This window comes from Glutamicibacter sp. NPDC087831, assembly GCF_044742845.1.
In the GTDB taxonomy this organism is placed as follows: Bacteria; Actinomycetota; Actinomycetes; order Actinomycetales; family Micrococcaceae; genus Glutamicibacter.
The window spans coordinates 1,302,885-1,326,830 of record NZ_JBIUVH010000001.1 but is presented as its reverse complement, the minus strand read 5'-3'; the positions used below and the strand labels follow the sequence as shown (position 1 = coordinate 1,326,830).

The 23,946-nt window shown below is 53.8% G+C and carries 16 protein-coding genes and 2 tRNA genes; 16 read left to right on the top strand and 2 right to left on the bottom strand.

What is annotated here, in order from left to right:
- Positions 1-8 precede the first annotated feature (8 nt).
- The 7 genes from ACIOJF_RS06405 to metG all read left to right on the top strand — a co-directional run bounded on the left by ACIOJF_RS06405 (position 9) and on the right by metG (position 10,219).
- The gene (locus ACIOJF_RS06405) at positions 9-1,922 is read left to right on the top strand and encodes a glycosyltransferase (RefSeq protein ID WP_286172285.1); all 1,914 of its coding nucleotides are present in this window, start codon (positions 9-11) and stop codon (positions 1,920-1,922) included.
- 50 nt (positions 1,923-1,972) lie between these two features.
- Entirely contained in the window at positions 1,973-3,148 is a 1,176-nt protein-coding gene (locus ACIOJF_RS06400) for a glycosyltransferase family 4 protein (RefSeq protein ID WP_402741377.1), read from the top strand.
- Complete coding sequence (locus tag ACIOJF_RS06395; RefSeq protein WP_402741363.1) at positions 3,129-4,904, top strand: glycosyltransferase family 4 protein; 1,776 nt, start codon at positions 3,129-3,131, stop codon at positions 4,902-4,904. The genes ACIOJF_RS06400 and ACIOJF_RS06395 overlap by 20 nt, the downstream gene beginning before the upstream one ends.
- Before the next feature lie 132 nt (positions 4,905-5,036).
- Positions 5,037-6,269 carry a UDP-N-acetyl-D-mannosamine dehydrogenase gene (wecC, locus tag ACIOJF_RS06390; protein WP_133834664.1) on the top strand — a complete coding sequence of 411 codons (1,233 nt, stop codon included), beginning with the start codon at positions 5,037-5,039 and terminating at the stop codon, positions 6,267-6,269.
- 27 nt (positions 6,270-6,296) lie between these two features.
- Complete coding sequence (wecB, locus tag ACIOJF_RS06385) at positions 6,297-7,481, top strand: non-hydrolyzing UDP-N-acetylglucosamine 2-epimerase (RefSeq protein WP_133834663.1); 1,185 nt, start codon at positions 6,297-6,299, stop codon at positions 7,479-7,481.
- Between the two features lie 122 nt (positions 7,482-7,603).
- A complete protein-coding gene (locus ACIOJF_RS06380) occupies positions 7,604-8,611 on the top strand; it encodes an NYN domain-containing protein (protein ID WP_402741362.1) in 1,008 nt (335 codons plus the stop codon).
- 57 nt (positions 8,612-8,668) lie between these two features.
- Complete coding sequence (gene metG, locus ACIOJF_RS06375; RefSeq protein WP_400288790.1) at positions 8,669-10,219, top strand: methionine--tRNA ligase; 1,551 nt, start codon at positions 8,669-8,671, stop codon at positions 10,217-10,219.
- 77 nt (positions 10,220-10,296) lie between these two features.
- Here metG and ACIOJF_RS06370 read toward each other — a convergent pair whose 3' ends face one another.
- On the bottom strand, positions 10,297-10,989 hold the full coding sequence (locus ACIOJF_RS06370) for a response regulator transcription factor (protein WP_105659141.1): 693 nt from the start codon (positions 10,987-10,989) through the stop codon (positions 10,297-10,299).
- 7 nt (positions 10,990-10,996) lie between these two features.
- Positions 10,997-12,229, bottom strand: coding sequence for a sensor histidine kinase (locus tag ACIOJF_RS06365; protein WP_402741361.1), 1,233 nt, complete (start codon positions 12,227-12,229; stop codon positions 10,997-10,999).
- A gap of 183 nt (positions 12,230-12,412) precedes the next feature.
- Between ACIOJF_RS06365 and ACIOJF_RS06360 the strand changes: the two genes are divergently transcribed.
- From ACIOJF_RS06360 to ACIOJF_RS06320, 9 genes are all read left to right on the top strand, one after another.
- Positions 12,413-13,471: a 3-isopropylmalate dehydrogenase gene (locus tag ACIOJF_RS06360; protein WP_402741360.1), complete on the top strand. Its 1,059-nt coding sequence runs from the start codon at positions 12,413-12,415 to the stop codon at positions 13,469-13,471.
- Between the two features lie 115 nt (positions 13,472-13,586).
- Complete coding sequence (locus ACIOJF_RS06355; protein ID WP_400288793.1) at positions 13,587-14,681, top strand: branched-chain amino acid aminotransferase; 1,095 nt, start codon at positions 13,587-13,589, stop codon at positions 14,679-14,681.
- Positions 14,682-14,836: 155 nt separating this feature from the next.
- Positions 14,837-17,008: a hypothetical protein gene (locus ACIOJF_RS06350; RefSeq protein ID WP_402741359.1), complete on the top strand. Its 2,172-nt coding sequence runs from the start codon at positions 14,837-14,839 to the stop codon at positions 17,006-17,008.
- A gap of 130 nt (positions 17,009-17,138) precedes the next feature.
- Positions 17,139-17,903 (top strand): fumarylacetoacetate hydrolase family protein, encoded by a 765-nt coding sequence (locus tag ACIOJF_RS06345; RefSeq protein WP_400342280.1) that lies wholly within the window; start codon positions 17,139-17,141, stop codon positions 17,901-17,903.
- 101 nt (positions 17,904-18,004) lie between these two features.
- Positions 18,005-19,510 (top strand): glutamate--tRNA ligase, encoded by a 1,506-nt coding sequence (gene gltX, locus ACIOJF_RS06340; RefSeq protein ID WP_105661154.1) that lies wholly within the window; start codon positions 18,005-18,007, stop codon positions 19,508-19,510.
- Positions 19,511-20,236: 726 nt separating this feature from the next.
- Positions 20,237-20,308, top strand: a tRNA-Gln gene (locus ACIOJF_RS06335).
- Between the two features lie 48 nt (positions 20,309-20,356).
- Positions 20,357-20,432 (top strand) — tRNA-Glu (locus tag ACIOJF_RS06330).
- A 99-nt stretch (positions 20,433-20,531) separates the two neighbouring features.
- Positions 20,532-22,298, top strand: coding sequence for a dynamin family protein (locus ACIOJF_RS06325; protein ID WP_133833494.1), 1,767 nt, complete (start codon positions 20,532-20,534; stop codon positions 22,296-22,298).
- Entirely contained in the window at positions 22,298-23,941 is a 1,644-nt protein-coding gene (locus ACIOJF_RS06320; RefSeq protein WP_133833493.1) for a GTPase, read from the top strand. Before ACIOJF_RS06325 ends, ACIOJF_RS06320 begins: the two co-directional genes overlap by 1 nt.
- Positions 23,942-23,946: the final 5 nt, after the last annotated feature.

Sequence of the window (23,946 nt, the reverse complement as noted above, 5' to 3'; positions counted from 1 at the left end):
GTTGAGAAGTGAAAATTGCATTAGGGGACTTCCGAAAAGCACTTTGGCATCTTCGCCAGGGTGGTCCACAGCAATTGCAGGAGTGGTACCAGCGCCGCAACTATGATTTGCGCATCGGGGGACAGCAGCGCTACTTGCGAACAGATGTTGAGAAATTGCTTGGACTGCAATTCCCACCGGTAGAATTTGAACCTTCAGAGGACCACGATGGAAAGTTAAACGTTGCCGTCATTCTTGATGATTTCAGCGCGAAAGCTTGGGCGCCTGAATGGAACTGCACCTTTATCACCCCCAGCTCATGGCAGGATGAACTTGAAACACGAGAATTTGATCTTCTCTTCGTGGAGTCGGCCTGGGCTGGAAACAACAAGTCTTGGCAGTACCACCTAACCGGTCCGTCGGCACCTCGACCAGCGTTTGTCGAGATGGTGGAAGCGTTTAAAGAACGATCTGTTCCAGCAGTTTTCTGGAATAAAGAAGACCCACCGCACTTCGCCGACTTCCTCGATTCTGCAAGGCTGTTCGATGTCGTTTTCACATCAGATTCCCGCAAAATTCCGGAATACCATGAAGCACTGGGCCATGAACGTGTCGCAGCGTTGAGCTTTGCAGCTCAGCCGAAGTTCCATAATCCGGTACGGACACTTAGCCAAGAACGCCGAGATGTAGCTTTCGCCGGAATGTATTTTGCGGACAAGTACCCCGAACGACAAGAACAGATGGAGATCGTGCTTGGCGGAGCCATGGATATCTCGCCAAAGCTCACTAGCGGGCTAGACATTTTCTCCCGGCAGCACGGCGGAGACGCGAAGTACCAGTTCCCGGCACCGTATGACCAGAATGTTGTCGGCTCGCTCGACTATGACAAGATGCTTTCTGCGTACAAGAACTACAACGTTTTTCTGAACGTCAACTCCGTGGTCGATTCGCCAAGCATGTGTGCCCGTCGAATATTCGAGATCACCGCCGCTGGCACTCCTGTGGTTTCGGCTCCAAGCGCAGCGATAGAGAATTTCTTCACGCCTTCAGAGGTACTTCAGGTATCCACCAGGGAACAAGCATCTAACTCGATTCGCAGCTTGGTTCGGAGCCCAGAACTTCGCCAGCGAATGGTCCATATGGGTCAGCGCAGGATCTGGAAGAACCATACTTATGCGCATCGTGCTCAACAGGTTGAACAATTCGTTGGGATCCGTTCTGCTCACGGTCAGCCAATGTCCATGTCCTGTACTCCAAAGGTAAGTGCGATTGTTTCGACCATAAGGCCTCACCAGCTTCAGCATATATTCGAGACTGTAGGGAAACAGAAGGATGTTGAAGTTGAGCTCGTCCTCGTGGCTCATAAGTTCTCGGCCGCCACTGGACAACTGGCCGATATGGCATCAGCAGCTGGAGTAGCGAACTACCAACTGCTTGAGATGGGTGAAGAAAATACTTTGGGTGACTGCCTGAACGCCGCGGTGGCCATGGCCAACGGCGACTTCATCACCAAAATGGATGATGACGACCTATACGGGGAGTACTATCTCTTCGATCAAGTTTCAGCGCTTCGATACAGTGGCGCCTCGATAGTAGGCAAGCAGGCGCATTACATGTACCTCGCGGATTCAGATGCTACTTTGCTGAGATTTGCCGAACGTGAGCACCGCTTTACAAACCTCGTGATGGGTCCGACGATGCTTGGCCGCGCGCACGTTTTCCGCGAGACACCCTTTGATACACGTAACCGTGGCGAAGATACAAGATTCCTAAAAGACGTCATTGAACGTGGAGGAACCATTTATTCGAGTGACCGTTTCAACTTTACCCAGATGCGCGGGAATGATGGGCTAGCGCATACCTGGGATCTGAGTGATGCGGAGTTGACTGCAACTGGTAGTATTCAGTGGTTTGGACGCAATGATAAACATGTCTTTTTCTAGGAAAGTCTTATTGTGCAAATAGTACGAGGTAAATCAGGGGAGTGAAGAAGATGAAAGTTATGCTTCTGACTCACTCGTTCACGCCTGAGATCTCGCCACCTCAGCGACGCTGGTCAATTATTGCCGACGAACTGGGGCAATTGGGGCACGAAGTTACTGTAGTGACCCCGAAATCAAATCGGATTGCAACTAAACGGCAAAGTCGTCTTCTTGATAATCATTATTTGAATCTGCAGCACTATCCATCAATGCGTCGTTCCAAAACGATGCTCGGAAAAGTATTGAAGCATGGCGTTGATGCAGTTTTGAGCGTCCCTGCTGCATTCCGAGGGCAAAAGCCTGACGTTATTATCGCAACTGTCCCAGCAATTCCAACGCTAATTGTTGGCTTCGTGGCCAGCCGTTTACGGGGTGTACCCTTAGTTGTCGACCTCCGGGATGCTTGGCCAGATTTGCTCAGTGAATCACAAGTTATCAAGTTCCGCTGGGTCGAGCCAGCTATTTCGAAGATCATCAGTTTCGTTGTGAATAAAAGCGATATGCTCGTCACGGTGACGTACGGCCTGGCGGGGAAGATGAAGCGAAATGGCGTGAAGAACGTCGCCACAATCACCAACGGCGCTGAAACCGAACGCGAAGATCTTACAGTTTCTCAACGCGAGATCGATGGCGAATTCCATATTCTCTATCTAGGGAACATTGGTCGGAGCCAGGGTCTGGAGACCGTTATCCGAGCGATGGAGTACGTACCAGAATTTGTACGTCTGCGCATTGTTGGCCAGGGTACTGAAAAGAGTAAATTGATGAGCCTAGCGATGGATCTTGGGCTTGATATTGACTTCCAAGACCCTGTCTACGGCCAGGAGGTACTGGAAAATTACTCGTGGGCGGATACATGCCTAGTTTCTCTGCGTCCTGACTGGCCGAGCTTTAATCACACAGTGCCTTCGAAACTCTATGAACTTCTTTACTTGAATCTGCACGTCAGCGGTTTGGTCAGAGGAGAAGCAGCGGAAATTATTCGTGATTCCGAGGCTGGGACTGTGATTGAACAAGATGTACCTTCCCTGGCCGCTTACATTAACAACTTGGTTGCGAACCCTGGAATTTTGCGGACCGATCGTCGCGGGACCGACTGGGTCAGGAAACATGGATCGCTACGTCAAGCCGGGCGGGAATATGCCGAACTACTAGCCACAGTCGTCGATGCGTACTCCAAGAGATAGAGCAGAACTTTTGAATCTAAAAGTCATTCCGAATGCAATCAACACCGGTAATTTGGTACTTTCCAACATTGCTGATGATCCTACTTATTTTGCGCTCCAAGTTGCTCGCCGCTTCAAGTCCAAGCCGGTTCTACGCTCGTTGATTATTACTCTTGGGAGTGATAAATCCAGCATTCGGCTACGCGCGCTCTCGGCCATGCTGAAGGATGACACTAGTGCCCTGCTCTCTGCCTGCAGAGAATGGTTAAGCTCCGACAGCAACCCAAGGCAGTCAGTATTCCTGGCTAACCTTTGCATTGCTTCCAATGAGTGGGAACTTGCAGAAGAATTACTCAATAGGGGCAAACCTTCCATCGCCCACGTACGTGCCAAGGCCCGTCTATTGTGGTCATTGGGCTGGATGACAGATGCCATTGAGCTGTTGCAGCAGAATCGCAGTGGCCGTCAACTTCGTCACTATGAATCAGAATTGGCATCCTTCAAGGGGGCAGAGCCCTGTCTTTCTCCGCTCCGTACCGCCGGTATATCGACTAGCGCGACTCGTTCTGTTCTTTACGTTGCTACCAATTCGTTGCCACACACTGGTAGCGGTTACGCACAACGAACTCATTCAATTCTCGCGTCATTAAGGGATGCAGGATGGGGAGTCAAAGGACTTACCCGTGTGAATTATCCCTTGAATATCGGCAAACTATCCGTCTCAGAAGCTGACGTGGTTTCTGGTATCGAATACCAGCGCTGCCTGCCTTTTCCAGCGAAGCATGACTTCACCGGAAGAATCCAGCAACAAGCTGAAGACCTACTGAGCAGAGTCCTTCAAGAGGCCCCTTCTGTACTTCACACGACGACAGATTTTTCTAACGCTCTAGCGGTTAAGTCCGTTGCAGAAGCGACCGGTATACCGTGGGTTTATGAAGTTCGCGGACAGCTGGCAGACACGTGGCTTTCTACGCGTCCCGAGCGCTCGAAAGATTCAGAACGATACCGACTATTCGTGGAACGCGAAGCGTTTGTAGCTCGGCATGCCGATCATGTCTTCACCTTGGGCGATGCCATGAAACGCAACCTGATTGACGCGGGCGTTGATGAATCAAAGATTTCAATATTACCGAACGGGATAGGGGAAAAGTTCCTAGAGGAACCCGTGCCCAGGGTCCAAGCTCGTGCGCAGCTGGACCTCGATTCTGAAGCATTTTATGTGGGGACGGTTAGCAGCTTGGTCCCTTATGAGGGGCTTTCGACAGTTGTCCGTGCTGTTGCTGAACTTGCGAAGCAGCACAAGGAGTTACGTTTGTTGATCGTTGGCGATGGTACGGATCGCGAGAATCTGATCAGTCTTGCCAAAAGTCTAGGCATCGCCGCGCGTTGTGTTTTTCCTGGTCGCATTCCGCGGGAACAGTCGCATGTCTATCATGCTGCGTTGAACGCTTTCGTCGTGCCACGAATTGACTCTGCTGTCACTCGCTCGGTAACTCCGCTCAAACCAGTTGAAGCAATGGCATCGAACGTAACTGTCTTGGCATCCGATCTTCCTGCCCTGCAGGAGCTGATCACTGACGGTGAGAACGGTCACTTGATACCTGCGGGGGATGTGGCTGAGTGGGCCGAAAATATCGAAAAGTTGATTTTAAACCAAGGGGCAGCTGAACGCATGGGCAAGTCAGGGCGGGAATTCGTGCTTGCCAATAGAACTTGGGAGCAAAACGCGCTTAGCGTTGTCCAAGTTTACGAGCAAGTAATAAGTAAAGCTCCGTGACAATGAGGCTGTCGCTGAACTCAGTGATGGGATATGGTTTATAGGGCTAATCTTGCACTTCTTGTGCTTCAAGATCAGCTTGCAGGCCCTTTCGTAGGGAACATCGCTCGTACCAGAAGGAAAGTCACTTTAGTGAACAACATTAAAGAAGTCGCCGTAATCGGTTTGGGTTACATCGGATTGCCAACTGCTGCAATTCTTGCCTCGAAGGGCATCACCGTAAAAGGCGTCGATGTAACTCCTCGAACTGTAGAGGCAGTCAACAAGGGCGAGGTGCCGTTCGTAGAGCCGGCGTTGGGCGAATTCGTTTCCGCCGCGGTGACTGCAGGTACCTTGTCTGCAAGCTTCGATACTCCAGAAGCTGAAGCGTACATTGTTGCTGTGCCAACGCCGTTCAACGATGACTACACCGCTGACCTTTCATACATTGAGGCTGCAGCAGAGGGCATCGCTCCAAAGCTGAAGGGCGGCGAACTGGTTATCCTCGAGTCGACCTCGCCTCCAGGTGCAACCCAGCACCTCTTCGACTACCTGCTGAAGAAGCGTCCCGACCTGAACAAGGACAGCCTGCTTGTAGCACACTGCCCAGAGCGCGTACTTCCTGGCTACGTCATGGAAGAATTGGTCACCAATGACCGTATTGTCGGCGGTATCACCCCAGAAGCTGCAGAGAAGGCCAAGGCTCTTTACGAGACCTTCTGCCAGGCAGCTATCCTCACCACCGATGCTAAGACTGCTGAAATGGCAAAGCTGGTCGAGAATTCGTACCGCGACGTGAACATCGCCTTTGCTAACGAATTGTCGGTCATCTCCGACAAGCTGGGCATTGACGTTTGGGAACTGATCTCCCTGGCCAACCGCCACCCACGCGTAAACATTCTTCAGCCCGGTCCAGGTGTTGGCGGTCACTGCATCGCAGTTGATCCATGGTTCATTGTCTCGGCTGCTCCTGAAGAATCAAAGCTGATCCGCATGGCTCGTAACACCAACGATGCAAAGCCGAACTGGGTTATCGACAAGGTTGTAGAAGCTACAAAACTCCCATCCTTCAACGGCAAGGTAGCGGTCATGGGTTTGGCTTTCAAAGCGAACATTGACGACATGCGTGAATCGCCATCGATTGCGATCGCTCGCAAGTTGGCTGAAGCCAACCCAACCGTCGAGTTCCTTGCAGTGGAGCCACATGTAGAAGAATTGCCTAAGAATCTTGCGGGCATCGCCAACCTGAAGCTGGTTGCAACCGATGAAGCCCTAGAATCGGCAAGTGTAATTACTTTGCTGGTCGACCACGACCAGTTCAAGTCCGTACCAGCAACCGCGCTGGCCGGCAAGGAAGTTATCGACACTCGCGGTCTCTGGCGCTAGTTCTCCAAGCTGACAAGGTATATATCTATGAAGAAGATCATGCCGATCTATGGCACTCGTCCTGAGGCCATCAAGGTTGCGCCGATCGTCAAGGCTTTGAAAGAAGCTGACGAGTTTGAATGCGTTGTTGTCGTAACTGGACAGCACCGGGAAATGCTGGATCAGGTCAACGAGCTCTTTGGCATCACGCCGGACTATGACTTGGACGTCATTCAGCCGCGCCAGACCCTGAATGGTCTGCTTACTAAGACCATTGCTGGTCTTGACGAGATTTTCGAAAAGGAAAAGCCTGACGCTGTAGTGGTCCAGGGCGACACCACCACTTCGACGGCTGGCGCAATCGCTGCTTTCTACCGTGGTATCCCAGTGGTTCACGCTGAGGCTGGACTTCGGAGCTATGACATCTTCTCTCCATTCCCGGAGGAAGCTAACCGCAAGCTGACCAGCCAGATCGCCAGCCTGCATTTGGCTCCAACGTCGTTGAGCAAGCGTAACCTTGAGCGTGAAACGTTCAAGGGAAGTGACATCGTTATCACCGGTAACTCTGTCATTGACGCACTGCTGACTGTTGTCGAAAAGAAGGTTCCTTTCTCGGATCCCAAGTTGGAAGAATTGGTTTCTTCTGACAAGCGCATTGTTCTGGTGACGACGCACCGTCGTGAGAACCAAGGCGAACCAATGCGCGGCATCGGCCGTGCATTGGCAAAGCTCTCCAAGGCGGAACCAGATGTTGAATTCATCTTGCCGTTGCATCGCAACCCTGCGGTTCGCGAAGCGTTGCTTCCGGAAATCGATGGACTGCCTAACGTGACTTTGACCGAGCCGCTGGCTTACGGCGAATTCACTCGCATCATTGATGCTTCGACCGTCGTCTTGACCGATTCCGGTGGCGTCCAGGAAGAAGCTCCAAGCCTCGGCAAGCCTGTTCTGGTCATGCGCCTGAACACCGAGCGTCCTGAAGCTGTTACCGCGGGTACCGTACGCCTGATCGGCACCGATGAAAACCGCATCTTCGAATCGGTCACTGAGCTGTTGCATGATGAAGCGGCTTACAACGAAATGGCTAACGCTGTAAACCCTTACGGTGATGGCAGGGCTTCCGTACGTACCGTCGCTGCAATTGCAGAATTGCTTGGCGTAGGTTCGCGTATCGAGGAATTCGATTCCAGTCTGTCAGATCCAGAAGACATGATGCGGGCAACCAGCATCTAGTTCCGTTCAAAAGACCAGTTCAACACCAGTTGAACTGGTCTTTTCTGGTTTACACCGGAAAGAGTCATGCGATGCAGGCCCTTTCAATATGGTTTGCCTAGTTTTATCAGTACGATCGAATCATGATGAATCAAACTGCAATATTTATTGATGCCGGATTTCTGCTCTCACTAGGCGGTCATCGTGCCGCCGGAACGACCTTAAGATCAGCCTTTACAACCCATTACGAGGCGCTGGTACGCGGGATCGTGCAAACCGTAAAGAAGAATACGGGTCTTAATAACCTCCGCGTGTATTGGTATGACGCCTCGAAAGACGGGCTATTTACTGAGCAGCATAAGCGGATTGGCTTGATACCCGGCGTTAAAGTGCGCTTAGGTCGTATCTCTTATAACGGAGAGCAAAAAGGTGTGGACCTGAGACTGGCGCTGGACCTTGTAGGGGTTGCCCGTAATGGCTCGGCATCAATTGCTTACTTGGTCTCCGGCGATGACGACCTCGCCGAGGCCGTCGAAGAAGCGCAAGACTTGGGCATGAAAGTAGTGTTACTAGGCGTAGCGAAATCCGATAGCCGTCTTGGAGTAGCCTCGGTGGCTGAACACCTGGCTTTGACCGCTGACTACATTGAAATCGTTTCGAATCAACTATTGGATAGCGCATTCACCAAGGTTCTTGAATGGGACAAGAATCATTCTGAAAAGACGTCTCTAATTGCTAGTGCGTCTTTGGAGACAGAAGCAAAGCCAGCAGCGAAGCCATCGGTTCCTACTCCTGCCGTCATGGCTCAGAAGCCAGTTATCAGGCCAGCCGTTGAACCGGAAGCCGAACCTGTGGTGATCTACTCCAGTGGTGGTGAAGCTTCTGGCTATCAGGGTTCCGCGGCTTATGAGCAACAAGAGTTGAAGGTTGCAGAAGAGATCGGCGCAAAGGTTGCTGAATCCTGGCTTGCCTTCACGACACAGTCTGACGTAGTAGAACTCATTGCTGACAAGCCGCAGCTGCCACCCGAAATTGACAGGACTTTGCTCAAGGATTGCGCTCAAGTGCTTGGGGAATGGAAAACTGATCAGCAGATCATCCGCCGCACACTTCGTGGCGCCTTCTGGGAGTATTTGGGCAAGATCATGTGACGAGTCAGTACAATCTGGAAATCCGCTTTCCGACGCTAGCTAAGGTAAATTTATATCGTGACTTCTCAGCAGAAACCTTTTTACATCACCACGGCTATTTCTTACCCGAACGGTACCCCGCACATTGGGCATGCCTACGAGGTAGTGGCTACCGACGTTATGGCTCGATTCAAGCGCCTGGATGGTTTTGACGTCTTCTTCCTGACCGGCACCGATGAGCATGGCCAGAAGATGATGCAGACCGCAGAGAATCTTGGGGTCACGCCGGCTCAGCTGGCCCAGCGTAACTCGGATGCATTCCAGGCCATGAATGATGAGCTGGGTACAAGCTACGACCGCTTCATCCGTACCACTGATGCAGACCATCATGCGGCTGCGCAGGAACTCTGGCGCCGCATGGAAGCCAATGATGACATTTACTTGGATAAGTACGCAGGATGGTACTCGGTACGCGATGAGGCCTTTTACACCGAAGACCAGACGGAAGTGCGCAAGGACGGTATTCGTTATGCCGTTGAAACCGACACTGAAGTTACTTGGACTGAAGAAGAGTCCTACTTCTTCCGCTTATCCAAGTACCAGGACAAGTTGCTGGAGTACTACCAGAACAACCCTGAATTCGGCGCGCCACGTTCCCGCTTCAATGAAGTAGTACGGTTTGTCGAAGGCGGTCTGATGGACCTTTCGATCTCTCGAACGACCTTTGATTGGGGCATCCCGGTACCGGGCAACGAGAAGCATGTCATGTACGTGTGGGTAGACGCGCTGACCAATTACCTGACGGGCGTTGGATTTCCGGACGTTGAGTCTGCTTCTTTCCAGAAATACTGGCCGGCAGATGTCCACGTGATCGGCAAAGACATCTCGCGATTCCACGCGATCTACTGGCCAGCATTCTTGATGTCTGCAAAACTGCCATTGCCTAAGCGCGTCATGATCCATGGATTCCTGCATAATAACGGCGTGAAGATGTCCAAATCCCTGGGCAACACTGTTTCCCCAGATGATTTTGTGAACCGTTATGGCTTGGACCAGGTACGCTACTTCTTCTTGCGTGAAGTTCCGTTCGGTGCCGATGGCAGCTACAACCACGAGACCATCGTTGCCCGTATTAACGGTGACCTGGCCAATAACTTCGGCAACCTTGCACAGCGTTCACTTTCGATGGTCGCAAAGAACTGTGGGGGAGTAGTCCCGACCCCGGGCGAATTGCTGGAAGCTGATCAGCAGATTCTGGAAGCAGCCGGCAAGCTGCTGGAGATCAACCGAGATGCTTTCTCGCGTCAGGAATTCAGCAAGGCACTTGAATCCGTTTGGCACGTTCTGGGCGATACCAATGCCTACTTCGCTGAGCAGGAGCCATGGAAGCTGAAGAAGACCGATCCTGAGCGTATGGCTACTGTCTTGTACGTGACCATTGAGATTGTCCGCAAGGTGGCGTTGCTGCTTCAGCCAGTATTGCCGCAGGCCATGACTTCTATGCTCAATGCGTTGGCAGTTGGCGAAGGTTCGGCGCGAACCTTCGAGTCCTTTGATAGCGCTTTGGTCCCAGGCACTGAGCTCCCAGCTCCTTCTCCTGTGTTCCCACGTTACGAGGAAGAGAAGTAAGAATTTTCCTGAGAGGAAATTGAGGAGTTCTGCTTGATTCTGAATCCGAGCAGAACACCTCAATTTTTTTCATTCAGTCAGGGTGTGACGACTCCGGTCTGGTAGGCGATGACTACAGCCTGGACCCGGTCACGAGCTTCCAGTTTGGCCAGAATATGACCCACATGGGTTTTGACTGTAGCTTCTGACAGGAATAGTTTTTCTGCGATTTCCGGGTTGGAAAAACCTTCTGCAATCAGGCCAAACACTTCCCGCTCGCGAGGCGTCAGCGATTCAACCGCGGCAATCAGGTGATCCTTGTGCTGTGACGAGCTCTTCTTGAGCATTGGCGCCATGTGGTCCAGCAACCGTCGAGTGGTCGATGGCGCTATGACGGCATCTCCTCGATTGACGGTGCGTACTGACTCCAAGAGTTCTTCTGGGGGCGCATCCTTCAAAAGAAAGCCGCTGGCGCCGGCTTGAATGGCGCTTAGCGCATATTCGTCCATGTCGAAAGTCGTCAGCACGATGATCTTGGGACCATCAGCGGCCTTCTTATCTGGATCCAATAGGCGTTCGGTAGCTTCGATGCCGTCCATTTCCGGCATTCGCACGTCCATCAAGATGACATCCGCCTGAGCCATCAGTGGTGCAGCTAGTGCTTCACGGCCATTGCCAGCTTCAACAATGACTTCCATATCCTCTTGGGAATTAATGAGCATTCTGAAGCCACTGCGAACCAAGAGCTGATCATCGACCAAGCCGACCTTGATGGCATCTGTATTAGGCATTTGAATATTAGTCCTCGGTGTAAGGGATGAAAACATTAACGGCGAAACCGCCCCCGGTCCGGGGGAGTGCAGTGCAGGTACCTTCATATAAGGCTACGCGTTCTTTCATTCCCTGCAGACCTTGTCCTACGCCTTCCAGGACGATGGAACCGGCACCTCGCCCATCGTCGCTGACGCTCAAATTCAGGCCCCGGGAAGTCCACTCAATATGGACTTGGGTCTGTGTATCAGGACCAGCGTGCTTAATGACATTTGTGAGCGATTCTTGAACGCATCGATAGATTGTGAGCTCCGCGCCTGCCGGTAGTTCTTTCCGCGGGGTTCCAGAAGTTTCGAGATGGACATTCAGTCCGGACACGGCAACGCTTTCTACGAGTTCAGGTACGTTTGCCAATGACGGAAGAGGGCGATTCTCCAATTCCTCATCTTTGCGTAGAACTCCCAGAAGCCTGCGCATTTCTTTCAGTGAAGCGCGGCCAGTATCTGAAACTGTCTTCAGGGTCTCGATGGCAATCTCCGGGTCTTTCGCCGCCGCATATCGTGCCCCGTTAGCCTGGGTGATGATGACAGAGAGCGAATGGGCCACGATGTCATGCATCTCGCGGGCGATGTGGTTTCTCTCGTCGGAAGCTGCCAGGGCGCGCTCGGTGAGGCGTTCTTTCTCGAGGCGTTCGGCGTGATCCCTCAGGGACTTCATGGCCAGACGCCTCGTTCGCGCTAAGTCACCGAAGGTCCAAGAAAGGGTGACAACCAATGCAAGACCCACGAAAGAAATCATCATGTCGAAGGTGAAGACGGGGGATGGATCAGGCGAGTACCTTGAGGCGCCGAACATGCTGAACGTCGCCAACAACGCGCCAATCAGCCCCAGCCCCAGCGTGCTGAATGACTGCCAGCGTTTCCCGTAGACAGCCATGGTATAAACCATGATTGGAACGGATACTTGCGAGAACATCATTAGCCCGTCAAAGCCCAGTTGCAATACATGCCCGGTGGCGACAACGAGGGTCGCTGCCCATGGGCAGCGACGCCGCACCATCAGCGGAGCTGACTGGAGAAGAGAAATGCTCAGCACGGCGAGAACGGCGGCAACTGACATCGAAGAAGCGAGGCTGAGGGCGGCCGGTATGCAGAACAGCGTGTACAGCAGGCCGGTGATGAAATCTACCCGTCCGGGATTCTCGCGGATCCAACCGTCAATTCGACGGTGGGGATTGGCAAAGATCAAGAGTTCCTGCAATTCAACGTTTTAGTAGCTGTTGATCCGTATAGCGAAGCAAAGGATCTGTTTATCCAAGGTTATCGGCAATGAAGACGGCGATGCCTCATGCCCAGGGAGGAAATATGTCGGCGGAAACTCATCAAATCTCATTATTTGAGATGAACTCTCAAATGGCGGACGCTAGTCGATAGAATCTGTGCCATGGGAAATGTAATTGATATTGCGGTCATTCCGGGTGACGGTATTGGCCCAGAAGTTGTTGCCGAAGCGGTTAAGGTTCTGAAGTTCGTCACTAATGGTGGCAAGAACGAGATCAAGCTGACCGACTACAAGCTTGGTGCAGAGCATTGGCTGGCGACTGGCGAAACACTTCCGGATGCGACGCTGGAAGCTCTTAAGAAGCACGATGCCATTCTCTTCGGCGCTGTTGGCGCTGCCCCTGGAGATACGCGCATTCCGTCCGGAATTATCGAGCGCGAAATGCTTCTGAAGCTCCGCTTCTCGCTGGATCATTTCGTGAATCTGCGTCCGGCTAAGCTCTATCCTGGAATTGAGAGCCCCCTGGCTAACCCCGGTGAAATTGACTTCGTGGTGGTTCGCGAAGGTACCGAAGGCCCGTATGTAGGCAACGGCGGTTCGGTGCGCACGGGCACCTCGCATGAAATCGCTACCGAAGTATCGGTAAATACCGCCTATGGTGTGGAACGTGTTGTCCGCGACGCATTCCGCCGTGCATCAGGGCGTGAACGCAAGCGTGTCACCCTGGTGCACAAGCACAACGTGCTGGTGCACGCCGGGCATTTGTGGAAGCGCACTGTCGAAATGGTGGCGCAGGAATTCCCAGAGGTTACCCACGATTACCTGCACGTGGATGCGGCTACCATCTTCTTGACCACGGACCCATCGCGTTTCGACGTGATTGTCACTGACAACCTCTTTGGCGACATCCTCACCGACCAGGCCGGCGCCATTACCGGTGGTATTGGCCTGGCAGCCAGTGGCAACATCAATATGGACCGTACCTACCCATCGATGTTTGAGCCGGTTCATGGTTCGGCTCCTGATATTGCCGGCCAGCACAAGGCAGACCCAACCGCGGCGATTCTGTCCGTGGCACTGATGCTTGATCACCTCGGGTTGGCTGAAGAAGCTCGCACAGTTGAGCAAGCTGTTGAAAAAGAGATCACTTCACGTCAAGAATTGACCGATAATCGCACCACAAGTGAAATTGGCGATGCAATTGTGGCGTTACTGGCATAAGCTGAAAGTGACGTTTCTGGTTAGCTGATAGCCAGTAGCAAATTCCACGAACGGATGTTCCGCTGAGGCGTGGAGCATCCGTTCTTTGTTTATTGAACTAGGAAGTCCAGGGTAGATGGAATTCACCGAAAATCTCTCAACGAATCGCAAGAGCGAACAGGACCGAGCCGGCGTCTTGGCTAATCCTGGGTTCGGAGACTTCTTCACTGACCACACCGCAGTCATCGACTGGTCAGCAGACGATAGCGGCCGTAACGGTGAATGGCATGATGCTCGAATTGAGCCATACGGCCCTATCGCCATGGACCCGGCCGCTTCAGTTCTGCATTATGGCCAGGAAATCTTCGAAGGCCTGAAGGCCTACCGCCACGCCGATGGTTCGGTATGGACTTTCCGCCCGCAGGCCAACGCTGCCCGCATGAATAAGTCGGCTCAGCGCCTAGCACTCCCGCAGCTGGATGAAGACGTTTTCGTCGACTCGCTGCGCAAGCTGGTAGCAACGGATATCGATTGGGTTCCTACCGGTGACGGTGAAGCCCTGTACCTGCGTCCATTCATGATTGCTACCGAAGCATTCCTCGGTGTGCGTGCAGCGCGTGAGGTTTCCTACCGCGTCATCGCCTCTCCAGCAGGCAATTACTTCGGTGGCGAACTCAAGCCAGTGGCCATTTGGGTATCGAAGAACTACGCACGAGCAGGCCGAGGCGGTACAGGTTCGGCTAAGTGCGGTGGCAACTACGCGGCCTCGCTCGTAGCCCAGCTGGAAGCTGAAGAAAACGGCTGCAAGCAGGTTCTGTTCCTTGACTCCTTCAATGACAATGCCGTTGAAGAGCTCGGGGGCATGAATGTCTTCTTCGTAACGAAGGACAACAAGCTGGTGACCCCAGCGTTGACCGGAACCATTCTTGAAGGCGTGACCCGTTCATCGGTCATCCAGCTCGCGAAGGATCGCGGCATGGAGGTGGAAGAACGCAAGATCACCCTGGATGAGTGGCGTGAAGGCATCGCCTCAGGCGACATTGCCGAGGTCTTTGCTTGCGGTACAGCGGCGGTGATCACCCCAATCGGCCTGCTGAAGAACGGCGAAGAGCTCATTGGTGAGGAGAATGCTGCAGCCGGTGAGGTGACCATGTCCATTCGCGAAGAACTGCTGGGAATTCAGCGGGGTACCGTGGAAGACCGTCACGGTTGGCTGGAACGTTTGGCGTAAAGCTAGCTCAAAGTTGCTGGTCTCGAGACTTATAGTCTCGGGACCAGTGGTTTTTAAACCGAATTGGTCATGTGCAAACGCAGTTGCTAGCGTCAGTACGTAGCAGACGCTGCTCCGCTGCAAGAAGTTCTGGGGCCGATCGAACGGAGTAATGTTTGTCTGGAGAAGAGCGCAGGGAAAATAGAAGCATTGCAAGACGAAGCTTGCTCGGTCTGGCTGTTGTTGGTGGAACCGCCGCAGGGCTTTCTTTCCTCTTCCCGGACCGTCGGGCCTCTGAGATTAGCGCTCCTTCAGTGACCCCGTCTCCGAGCCCCACGCCGAAACCGACTCCCGATATGCGGTATTTAGCGAATCTGAAGAGTGGGAAGGAAATTAGTGGCCATGAAAAGGTCTTCGGCAGAGCATATTCGACGCTGAAGATTCTAGAGGCGGTACCTCTAACCAACTATCGCAATTCTTCGAAGCTTCGGTTGGCGGTGTCTGTTGTCGGGCATATCAATGAACTGCAAATAATCGATCCCTCCGTCGGCAACGCTATTCACACGTTGAATTTGCCCGATGACAGCGGGCACGGAATTGATTCGATGGTTTGGGATGAACCCCGGCAAAGACTATATGTCAGTGTGGACGGGAGTGTTCTCGCATGGAATCCAGCGATTCCTGAGCAGTTCAATACCCTGGTGGACGTTGAAGGCGCCTCGGTTGCATATGAGCTTCGGCTTGATTCGAGCGGCAATTTATGGGGAGGGACCTATCCACTCGGCGCAAGCTTCAACTACAACGTCGAAAGCAAGAAACTTCGAGTGTTTGATCGTGTAGCCGAAGACACCGACTATATCCGCCGGCTGGCATTGGATGGCCGGGGCAGGGTATGGATGGGAACGGGGTCTCGGAATCCTAGGATATTCACCTTTGAGGCGGGGAAGCCGGATGCAGTACGTGAAATAAACCTTCCAGTGGATGTGGCCCATGGATTCATTGGGTCAATCGACCCTATCGGGCACTACCTCGCTGTTACCGTTAGCTCCGTTTCCGAACAACTCATACTCGATACCCGGACGATGAAATGGCACGAGCCAGTGACCCGGGTATGGGCATCGCGCGAGATTTCCAAGGCCAGTTCGGGGAGATTCTTCAGCATCACTGCCGGCCATCTGCATTCAACTGCATTCCAGGGAATGGACGACAAGCAGCTCGGAAAAGTCGAGGCGCGCGGCATCTTGTGCATCATTCCGCAGAATGGGCGCATCCTCATCATCAGTACGACAACCGATGGGATTCTCTGTGAAACATTCGATCTGGGTTTGAATCGCGTACGCGCTACCCGCGAAATCCGATTGACCCCGAGCGCCATCAAGATCCAATCGCTGCTCGGACACAGTGACGGAAACATCTATATCGGAGGATACAAGGCGAACGGTGTCGCCGCATTGAATCCGGAAACTGGCGTTCGTTGGAACTCCGGCGATGACGAGCAGGTGATCAACCAGATCGAAGGAATGGTCGAATACGACCAGAACAAGACCTATATCGGTTCCTACGGTAGCGCTGACCTGGTCCTCATGGAAACACCTCAAAACAATGCCGACAGAAAATACGACCGCATTGCACGTCTGCTCACCGAGTACTCGCAATCGAGGCCCTTCGGCTGGGCATCGAATTCATCCAGCGTGTTTTTCGGAACTGTTCCGGAATATGGAGTCTCAGGCGGTGTTCTGGGGAAGATTGATCCTGCTACTGATACGGTCTCTTGGGTTCTTGACGGGGATGGCAAAGGATTCGTTTCAGGCCATTCCATCATCGGGCTAGCCGCCGATGAATCGCATCTCTATGGCACCACTTCGGTGCGCAACGGATATGGCGTTGAAGATACGAAAAGTCCTGCCAAGGTCTTCAAGATGCACATAGCGTCCCGCAAGATCCTCTGGGAAACAAGTCCTGTGGAATCCGCGGGCGCGTTGTATTCACCTGCGATTACCGGCGGTTGGCTGGCCGTAGCCGATCTGCAAGGTGTGGCCTTGCTGGACTTGGACAGCGGACAGTTGAAGAAACGGCATATCGTCAACAACGTTAAAAACACTTCCTATCGTCCTGGATGGCTAGCTGCAGACGTAAGGGCAACGCCGGATGGGCAGAAGATGGTTCATGCTGCAGGGGGCGGAATAACAGTGTTGGATTATGTTGCAGGAACTACTCATTCCGTTGTGTCCACACGAAGCCATGACCGGCATGGCACCAGATTGACCGTTGGTGCCGACGGCCACGTGTACGGGATTCTAAATCAAACCACACTGGTGCAGCTTGCCCTGGAGCCGGAATTGCCCTAGCCGAGTTCGCGGCGACGAGCCGAGGTGGATTGCCGTCCGAGGATTTTCTTTCCCTTCATTAGCCGTATTTCATAGTCGCAGTTCCTGCAGTGAAGGAAAAGCCGAGACGTCATAGTTTAGGCTTGTATTCATGCGCATTGCACGATTTGTAGTAGATAGCGACCCGCTGTACGGCGTCGTCGACGGTAACGATATTCATGTTTTGGCTGGAGATCCATTTTTCCAGGGGATCAAGACCACTGGTGCTACGCACTCCTTGGATGATGTTCGGTTGGTAGCCCCGATCATCCCTCGCTCAAAGGTGGTGGGCTTTGGCCGCACGTACCGCGAGCACGCCAAGGAACTTGGAAATGAAGTTCCTGCTGAGCCGCTGATGTTCTTGAAACCGAATACTTCCGTAGTCGGCCATGGAGACCCCGTCACCCTGCCGGAGTTTTCAAATGAAGTTTCCTTCGAAGGTGAACTTGCCGTGGTGATCGGCCGTATTTGCAAGGACGTTCCAGCCGACAAAGCGCAGGACGTGATCTTCGGCTACACGGTAGCAAACGATCTGACCGCCCGCGATGCTCAGCGCACCGATCCGCAATGGGCTCGTGCCAAGGGCTTTGATGGTTCTTGCCCGCTGGGCCCGTGGATTGAGACCGAGATTGCCGACCCGGATGATCTGGGAATTATCAGCCGCGTCAATGGAGAGGTTCGCCAAGATGGAACTACCAACGACATGATCTGGCCAGTCAACGAATTGGTTGCTCGTGCGTCCGAAGCTTTCACCTTGCTGCCAGGCGATGTCATCATGACCGGCACCCCGGCGGGCGTCGGCTTAGTAAATGCAGGCGACGTTGTCGAAGTGGAAGTCGAAGGTATCGGTTCATTGAGAACCGTCTTCCGTCGCTAGGAACCATCACTGATGTTGTGAGGCTTTCGATCGCTAATGTGATCGGGAGCCTCGCGCTTTAACTGCAAGTTTCTTTGCAGAAGGCATAGAATGAAAACATCATGACTGATCTTTCGTTGATTCCCGTTGTTACCGAAGATACCCCGGTACGCGTTCGTTTTTGCCCATCCCCAACTGGTACCCCTCACGTAGGTTTGATCCGTACTGCCCTTTTCAACTGGGCCTACGCGCGTCACACCGGCGGCAAGATGGTCTTCCGCATCGAAGACACCGATGCCAAGCGTGACTCCGAAGAAAGCTACAACCAGCTTTTGGATGCTCTGGCATGGTTGGGTATCGATTGGGACGAGGGCGTCAACGCGGGCGGTCCGCATGAGCCATACCGCCAGTCGCAGCGTGGTGGCATCTACGAGGACGTCATTGCCAAGCTTCGTGCTGCAGGCCATCTGTACGAGTCCTACTCGACCCCAGAAGAAGTTGAAGCACGCCACAAGGCAGCCGGCCGTGACCCGAAGCTGGGCTACGACAACTTCGACCGCGAGCTGACCGATGAGCAGAAAGCTGCATTCAAGGCCGAGGGCCGTGAACCGGTATTGCGTGTTCGCATGCCGGATCACGACATCACCTTCAACGACTTGGTACGTGGCGAGATCACCTTCAAGGCTGGATCCGTTCCCGACTACGTGGTGGTGCGCGCCAACGGCAAGCCACTGTACACCCTGGTCAACCCAATCGATGATGCGCTGATGGGTATTACCCACGTACTTCGTGGCGAAGACCTGTTGTCCTCGACCCCACGCCAGGTCGTCTTGTATGCGTTGCTGCACGATATCGGCGTTGCCCAGTACATGCCGCGCTTTGGCCACCTGCCATACGTTATGGGACAGGGCAACAAGAAGCTCTCCAAGCGTGATCCAGAATCCAGCGTATTCCTGCACCGCGACAATGGTTTCATCCCGGAAGGCCTGCTGAACTACCTCGCGCTGCTTGGCTGGTCGCTGAGTGCTGATGAAGATATCTTCTCGCGTGAACAGCTGGTAGAAGCCTTTGACGTAGCAGATGTGCTGTCCAATCCTGCCCGCTTCGATGTGAAGAAGGCAGAAGCAATCAACGGAACCCACGTGCGCATGCTCGAAGCACAGGATTTCCGTGATCGTTTGGTTCCTTACCTGAAGGCCGCTGGCCTGGTGGGCGAAGAGCTGACTGAACGTGAAAACGTCATCCTGGACCAGGCTGCACCACTGGTGCAGGAACGTATTGCCCTGTTGGGTGAAGCGACCGACATGCTTGAATTCCTCTTCAAATCTGATGACGAAATTGTCATTGACGAGAAAGCGCTCAAGGGAATGCCGGCAAACCTGGTTGAGGTTGTCGATGCTACCGTCCAGGGCCTCGAAACCCTTACCGAATGGAACGCCGAAACCATCCAGGCAGCACTGCGCACGAAGCTTGTGGACGAACTGGAACTGAAGCCTCGTCAGGCATTCGGTCCAGCCCGTGTTGCTATCTCCGGAAAGCGCGTATCTCCACCGCTCTTCGAGTCCATGGAAATTCTTGGACGCGAGTCGAGCCTCAAGCGTTTGCGCGCATTTGGCGAGTCCCGCTAGCTATTCGCCGAAAGCCCGCTGAGAAGCAATTTGAACGCCTCGGATGGTTCCAGTCCTGTGACTGGTTCTGTCCGAGGCGTTCTCTTTGAGTTTGATGACGTGCGCGTAGATTTGCAAACGCCCGCAATCCGCGGTTTCTTGTCCATGTCGGAGCCGGAGCTGGCGAATCTGTATCCTGAGTGACTGGCCGGAATTGCGGCAGGTCTTGCGGATGATGGTGCTTATGTCCGGGAGAGGTGCATGGCAGGCGGGCTTATGTTCATGGGGCAGCGAGAAGTGCGGTTCCTGCGTCCGTGGAGTTTGGCAGGATTAACCGCGTCACGCGCTACGTTTATACGCCTTGGATCGCTGGATACGATACCGCCGGTGTTCCTAAACCCCATTTTTGTCCCGTTCCTTGGCCGGTACGCTGAACTAGAGGGTCTGCCGGCAAAGGCGCTTTGCATAGGGGATGACCCTGTTGGCGGCTATCAATGTGCCGTTGACGCGGGACTCCAGTATTTTCTCACGGACAGTGCCTCACTTCACAAGAATTTCTCTGGTTAACTAGTGGAGGTTTTCGGATCTCTGACAGCTGTTCCTGGTTGATTTTCCGCGGATTCTGCGTGGGGTACCGGTCGCGGGACTCGATTTGTGTACTGAACATTAGGCCGGTATAGTTTTATCTCGTGCTACGGCAGTGGCCGGAATGACGCTCAGCTGAATTCCGGAAAGGCCAAGTCACAGTGGGATATGGTGTAATTGGCAACACAACGGTTTCTGGTTCCGTCATTCTAGGTTCGAGTCCTGGTATCCCAGCGCTTCACCAAAGAGATTTGGTGAGCTGAAGATTTATCTTCAGCATACGGCCCCATCGTATAGCGGCCTAGTACTCCGCCCTCTCACGGCGGCAACACGGGTTCGAATCCCGTTGGGGTCACCACAGTAAAACCGCGGAGAATTCCGCGGTTTTTGCGTTTCCCGGACAAAATCTGCATCAGGCTCGCGGGTTTCCCTGTTGGCATGAGGCAAGATAGTTCTCATGGAGTCGAATTCAGATCTGGCTAAGAGCTCAGGGCAGGAAACTGCCTCGCAAACCGAAATTGGCAGTGATTCCGCGGCGCGTTTGAGCGAGCTCCAGGAGCTGCTCGAAGAGCTTTCCTTTGTAAATGGCCAGCCACGAGAAGCCTCTGCCTTCGAAGAACTGCGCAACAAGGCATTGCATCAAATCTCGGACTACCTGATTCCACGAGTTTCGAATCTCGGCGCACCGCTACTGCTGGTCGTCGGTGGCTCCACGGGCTCGGGCAAATCGACTCTGGTCAATTCCCTCCTGGGGGAACCCGTCAGTCTCTCCGGCGCTGTGCGTCCGACCACGCGGACTCCGGTCTTGGCTTTCAACCCTGTTGACCAATCCTTCTTTGAATCTGAACGGATTCTTCCCGAACTTAAACGCGTAGCCGGCCGTGGCTTCAATGCACATGCCGGAGCAGCCAGTAACCATGCGCTGTTGATGACGCCTCGTGAGCAGGTTCCACGAGGTTTGGCCATCCTCGATGCCCCGGATATCGACTCGGTTTCCGACGAGAACAGGGAATTGGCGGGCCAGCTTCTGAACGCAGCAGATCTGTGGATTTTTGTCACCACAGCCAATAGATACGCCGATGCTCTTCCTTGGGATATGCTCACCGAAGCCGGCGCACGGAAAATTACCGTCTGCGTCGTCTTGAACAGGGTGCCACCGGGAGCCGAAGACGATATTGTTCCGGATTTGAAACGCCTGTTAAGCGAGAAGGACCTGGATCCGTCGTTGCTGCATGTCCTGAACGAGACGCAACTGGATGACCAGAAATTGATTCCAAGTGAGCACGTGGAACCCTTGCTCGCATGGCTGAACTCATTGGCAGCAGATTCCGCTAAACGGCAGCAGATTGCGGCCCAAACACTTGACGGCGCGTTGCGGCGCGCCACCGCAGATGTCAGTGAGCTTATCGCTGAACTGCAAGAGCAGGAGAAACAGCTCGGTGAATTGCGCGCCCTTACCAATGAGCGCTTTGAGCAATCGTTGGCCAGAATTAGCGATTCCCTCAATGACGGCTCATTGCTGCGTGGCGAAATCCTGGCCCGGTGGCAGGACTTCGTAGGAGCGGGCGAGCTGCTGCGCGGAATCGAAGGCGCCATTGGACGGATGAGGGATCGTGTTGGCGCATTCCTGACTGGAAAACCGCCAGCGACCCATCGTGTTGAACAAGCCATCGAATCAGGCCTGCACATGGTCTTCATTGCCGAGGCAACCAAGGCCTGCCATGACGTTGACAGATCGTGGAAGAACACGCCATTTGGCCAAGCGCTACGCTCTAATCTGCAATCGCCGCGCCCGCCACAGGATCTCAATGAGCAAGCTTCGGAAAGCATCCGGCTTTGGCAAAAAGATGTCTTGGACATGATTCGGCAGGAGGGCGCCGGGAAGCGCAAGACGGCCCGCATGGCGGCATTTGGAGTCAACGGGGTGGCGGTCATCCTGATGGTTGTGGTCTTTGCGTCAACAGCGGGCCTCACCGGTCTGGAAATCGGTATTGCCGGCGGCTCCGCATTGGTAGGGCAGAAACTGCTGGAAGCAATTTTTGGCGAGGATGCGGTACGTCGCATGGCCACCAAAGCCCGCAAGATGCTTGACACCCGGGCACGGGATCTACTGGATAGGACCTCGTCGATCTATCTGGACGAGTTAGCTGCAAAATCGCAGCCGGAGCTTGCCGATCAATTGGGCAAGATTACCTCAGCCTTGAGCAGCAAAGGGGCTCACTAATGTCCGAGCGCAAGATTCTCAGAGCAGTCAGCGGTCTCAACTCGCAAATCAACAGCATCGTGGAAGCGATGCAGCTTGCAGAACCATATCTGGAACCAGAAACCATCGATCTAGCCGCGGACGTTATCACGCGTGCTGAATCTCGGCGCCAGCTTTCATCCGAACATGTGGTTGTAGGACTTTTCGGTGCCACGGGCAGCGGAAAATCAACGATGTTCAACGCTTTGGTAGGGCAGGAGTTGGCGGCCACGGGTGTCATCCGCCCGACTACTACTGATACTGTCGCTGCAATCTGGGAACCAGAAGGATCAAGCGAACTACTGGACTGGCTGGAAGTGACTACTCGCCACGTCATGGGCGATCAGGACAGCCGGGCGCAACCTGGCAAGAAAAAGAAGTTCGACTCCGGTCTCTTGCTGTTGGACCTACCGGACATGGATTCCACGGCAGTGGATCACCACAAGATTGCTGCTCGTTTGGTGGGCCAAGTGGATTATCTGGTATGGGTGCTTGATCCGCAGAAATACGCCGACGCGTCAATACACCATGGATATCTCAATTCCTTGCGCAGCCAGCAGGGGAACCTGCTGATCGTCCTGAACCAGATCGACAAGATTGCAGAACACGAACGCAAGCAAGTCGTCGATTCCTTGCGCGGCATCTTGGCAACGTCGGGTTTGGAGAACCTTCCCATCGTTTGCGCCTCTGCTGCCACGGGTGAAGGCGTCGCAGATGTGCATGCCAAGATTGCGGCCGCGGCGAAAAACAAGGCACTTTCCACACGTCGGCTCCGCGCAGATGTTGATCAAGTCATCCACCGCCTGAGTGAGGAACTCCAGGTGGAGAAGGTGCGCCTGCCTAGCCAGCTGCACCAAGCGGAGTTGGAGCGTGTGATCGCAAAAGCGCACGGCGCCCAGTACATTGCTGACGCAGTGGAGACCTCCTACCTGCTTCGGGGTGCTTCGCGAACAGGATGGCCTTTGACCACGTGGCTGGTGAAGCTGCGCAACGATCCGCTGAAGCGGATGAATCTCGGGCGCCGGCATGAAGACACGGAATTGTCCTTGACTTCGCGTCCAGAGCTTTCTGTCGCGGAGACTGCGGCTATCGAACATGGCATCGACCAGTATGTTTCCGAGGCTTCCAATGATCTTCCGGAAAGCTGGAAAGAGCCACTGCGTGAAAAGGTGCACGCGAATACGGAGGTACTACATGACGGCATCGATGCGGCTATAGCCGGGACACCGCTGGGTGTTGAACGGTCATCCTGGTGGTGGCCGGTAGTTAAAGTCATCCAATGGGTGGCACTTCTTGCGGCCTTGGGCGGCGCCTTGTGGCTCGCGGGCTATCCGGTGGCTGGATACTTCCAATTCGACCTGCCGCAGGCTCCCCGGGTTGAAGGAATCGCTGTCCCGACGCTGCTGGTTTTCATAGGAATACTGCTGGGTATTGTCCTTGGCTTGGCTTGCTCGTTTGTCAACCGAATAGTCGCTAAAGTTAAGCGTAGGAAAGCGTTGAAGAACATTGAACGCTCGGTATCCCACTTGGTCAGGCAGGCCGTGATTGATCCTGTTGACCAGCATTTGGACACCTTCAATAGTTATTCAGCATTGATCACCTCAGCAGCCAAGAAAGCCGATTAGAACTC

Bases quoted from the DNA above. Each gene is read 5' to 3' on its own strand.
- ACIOJF_RS06400 (WP_402741377.1), top strand. From the start codon at position 1,973: ATGAAAGTTATGCTTCTGACTCACTCGTTCACGCCTGAGATCTCGCCA.
- ACIOJF_RS06395 (WP_402741363.1), top strand. From the start codon at position 3,129: ATGCGTACTCCAAGAGATAGAGCAGAACTTTTGAATCTAAAAGTCATT.
- wecB (WP_133834663.1), top strand. From the start codon at position 6,297: ATGAAGAAGATCATGCCGATCTATGGCACTCGTCCTGAGGCCATCAAG.
- ACIOJF_RS06380 (WP_402741362.1), top strand. From the start codon at position 7,604: ATGATGAATCAAACTGCAATATTTATTGATGCCGGATTTCTGCTCTCA.
- ACIOJF_RS06370 (WP_105659141.1), bottom strand. From the start codon at position 10,989: ATGCCTAATACAGATGCCATCAAGGTCGGCTTGGTCGATGATCAGCTC.
- ACIOJF_RS06360 (WP_402741360.1), top strand. From the start codon at position 12,413: ATGGGAAATGTAATTGATATTGCGGTCATTCCGGGTGACGGTATTGGC.
- ACIOJF_RS06355 (WP_400288793.1), top strand. From the start codon at position 13,587: ATGGAATTCACCGAAAATCTCTCAACGAATCGCAAGAGCGAACAGGAC.
- ACIOJF_RS06345 (WP_400342280.1), top strand. From the start codon at position 17,139: ATGCGCATTGCACGATTTGTAGTAGATAGCGACCCGCTGTACGGCGTC.
- gltX (WP_105661154.1), top strand. From the start codon at position 18,005: ATGACTGATCTTTCGTTGATTCCCGTTGTTACCGAAGATACCCCGGTA.
- ACIOJF_RS06325 (WP_133833494.1), top strand. From the start codon at position 20,532: ATGGAGTCGAATTCAGATCTGGCTAAGAGCTCAGGGCAGGAAACTGCC.
- ACIOJF_RS06320 (WP_133833493.1), top strand. From the start codon at position 22,298: ATGTCCGAGCGCAAGATTCTCAGAGCAGTCAGCGGTCTCAACTCGCAA.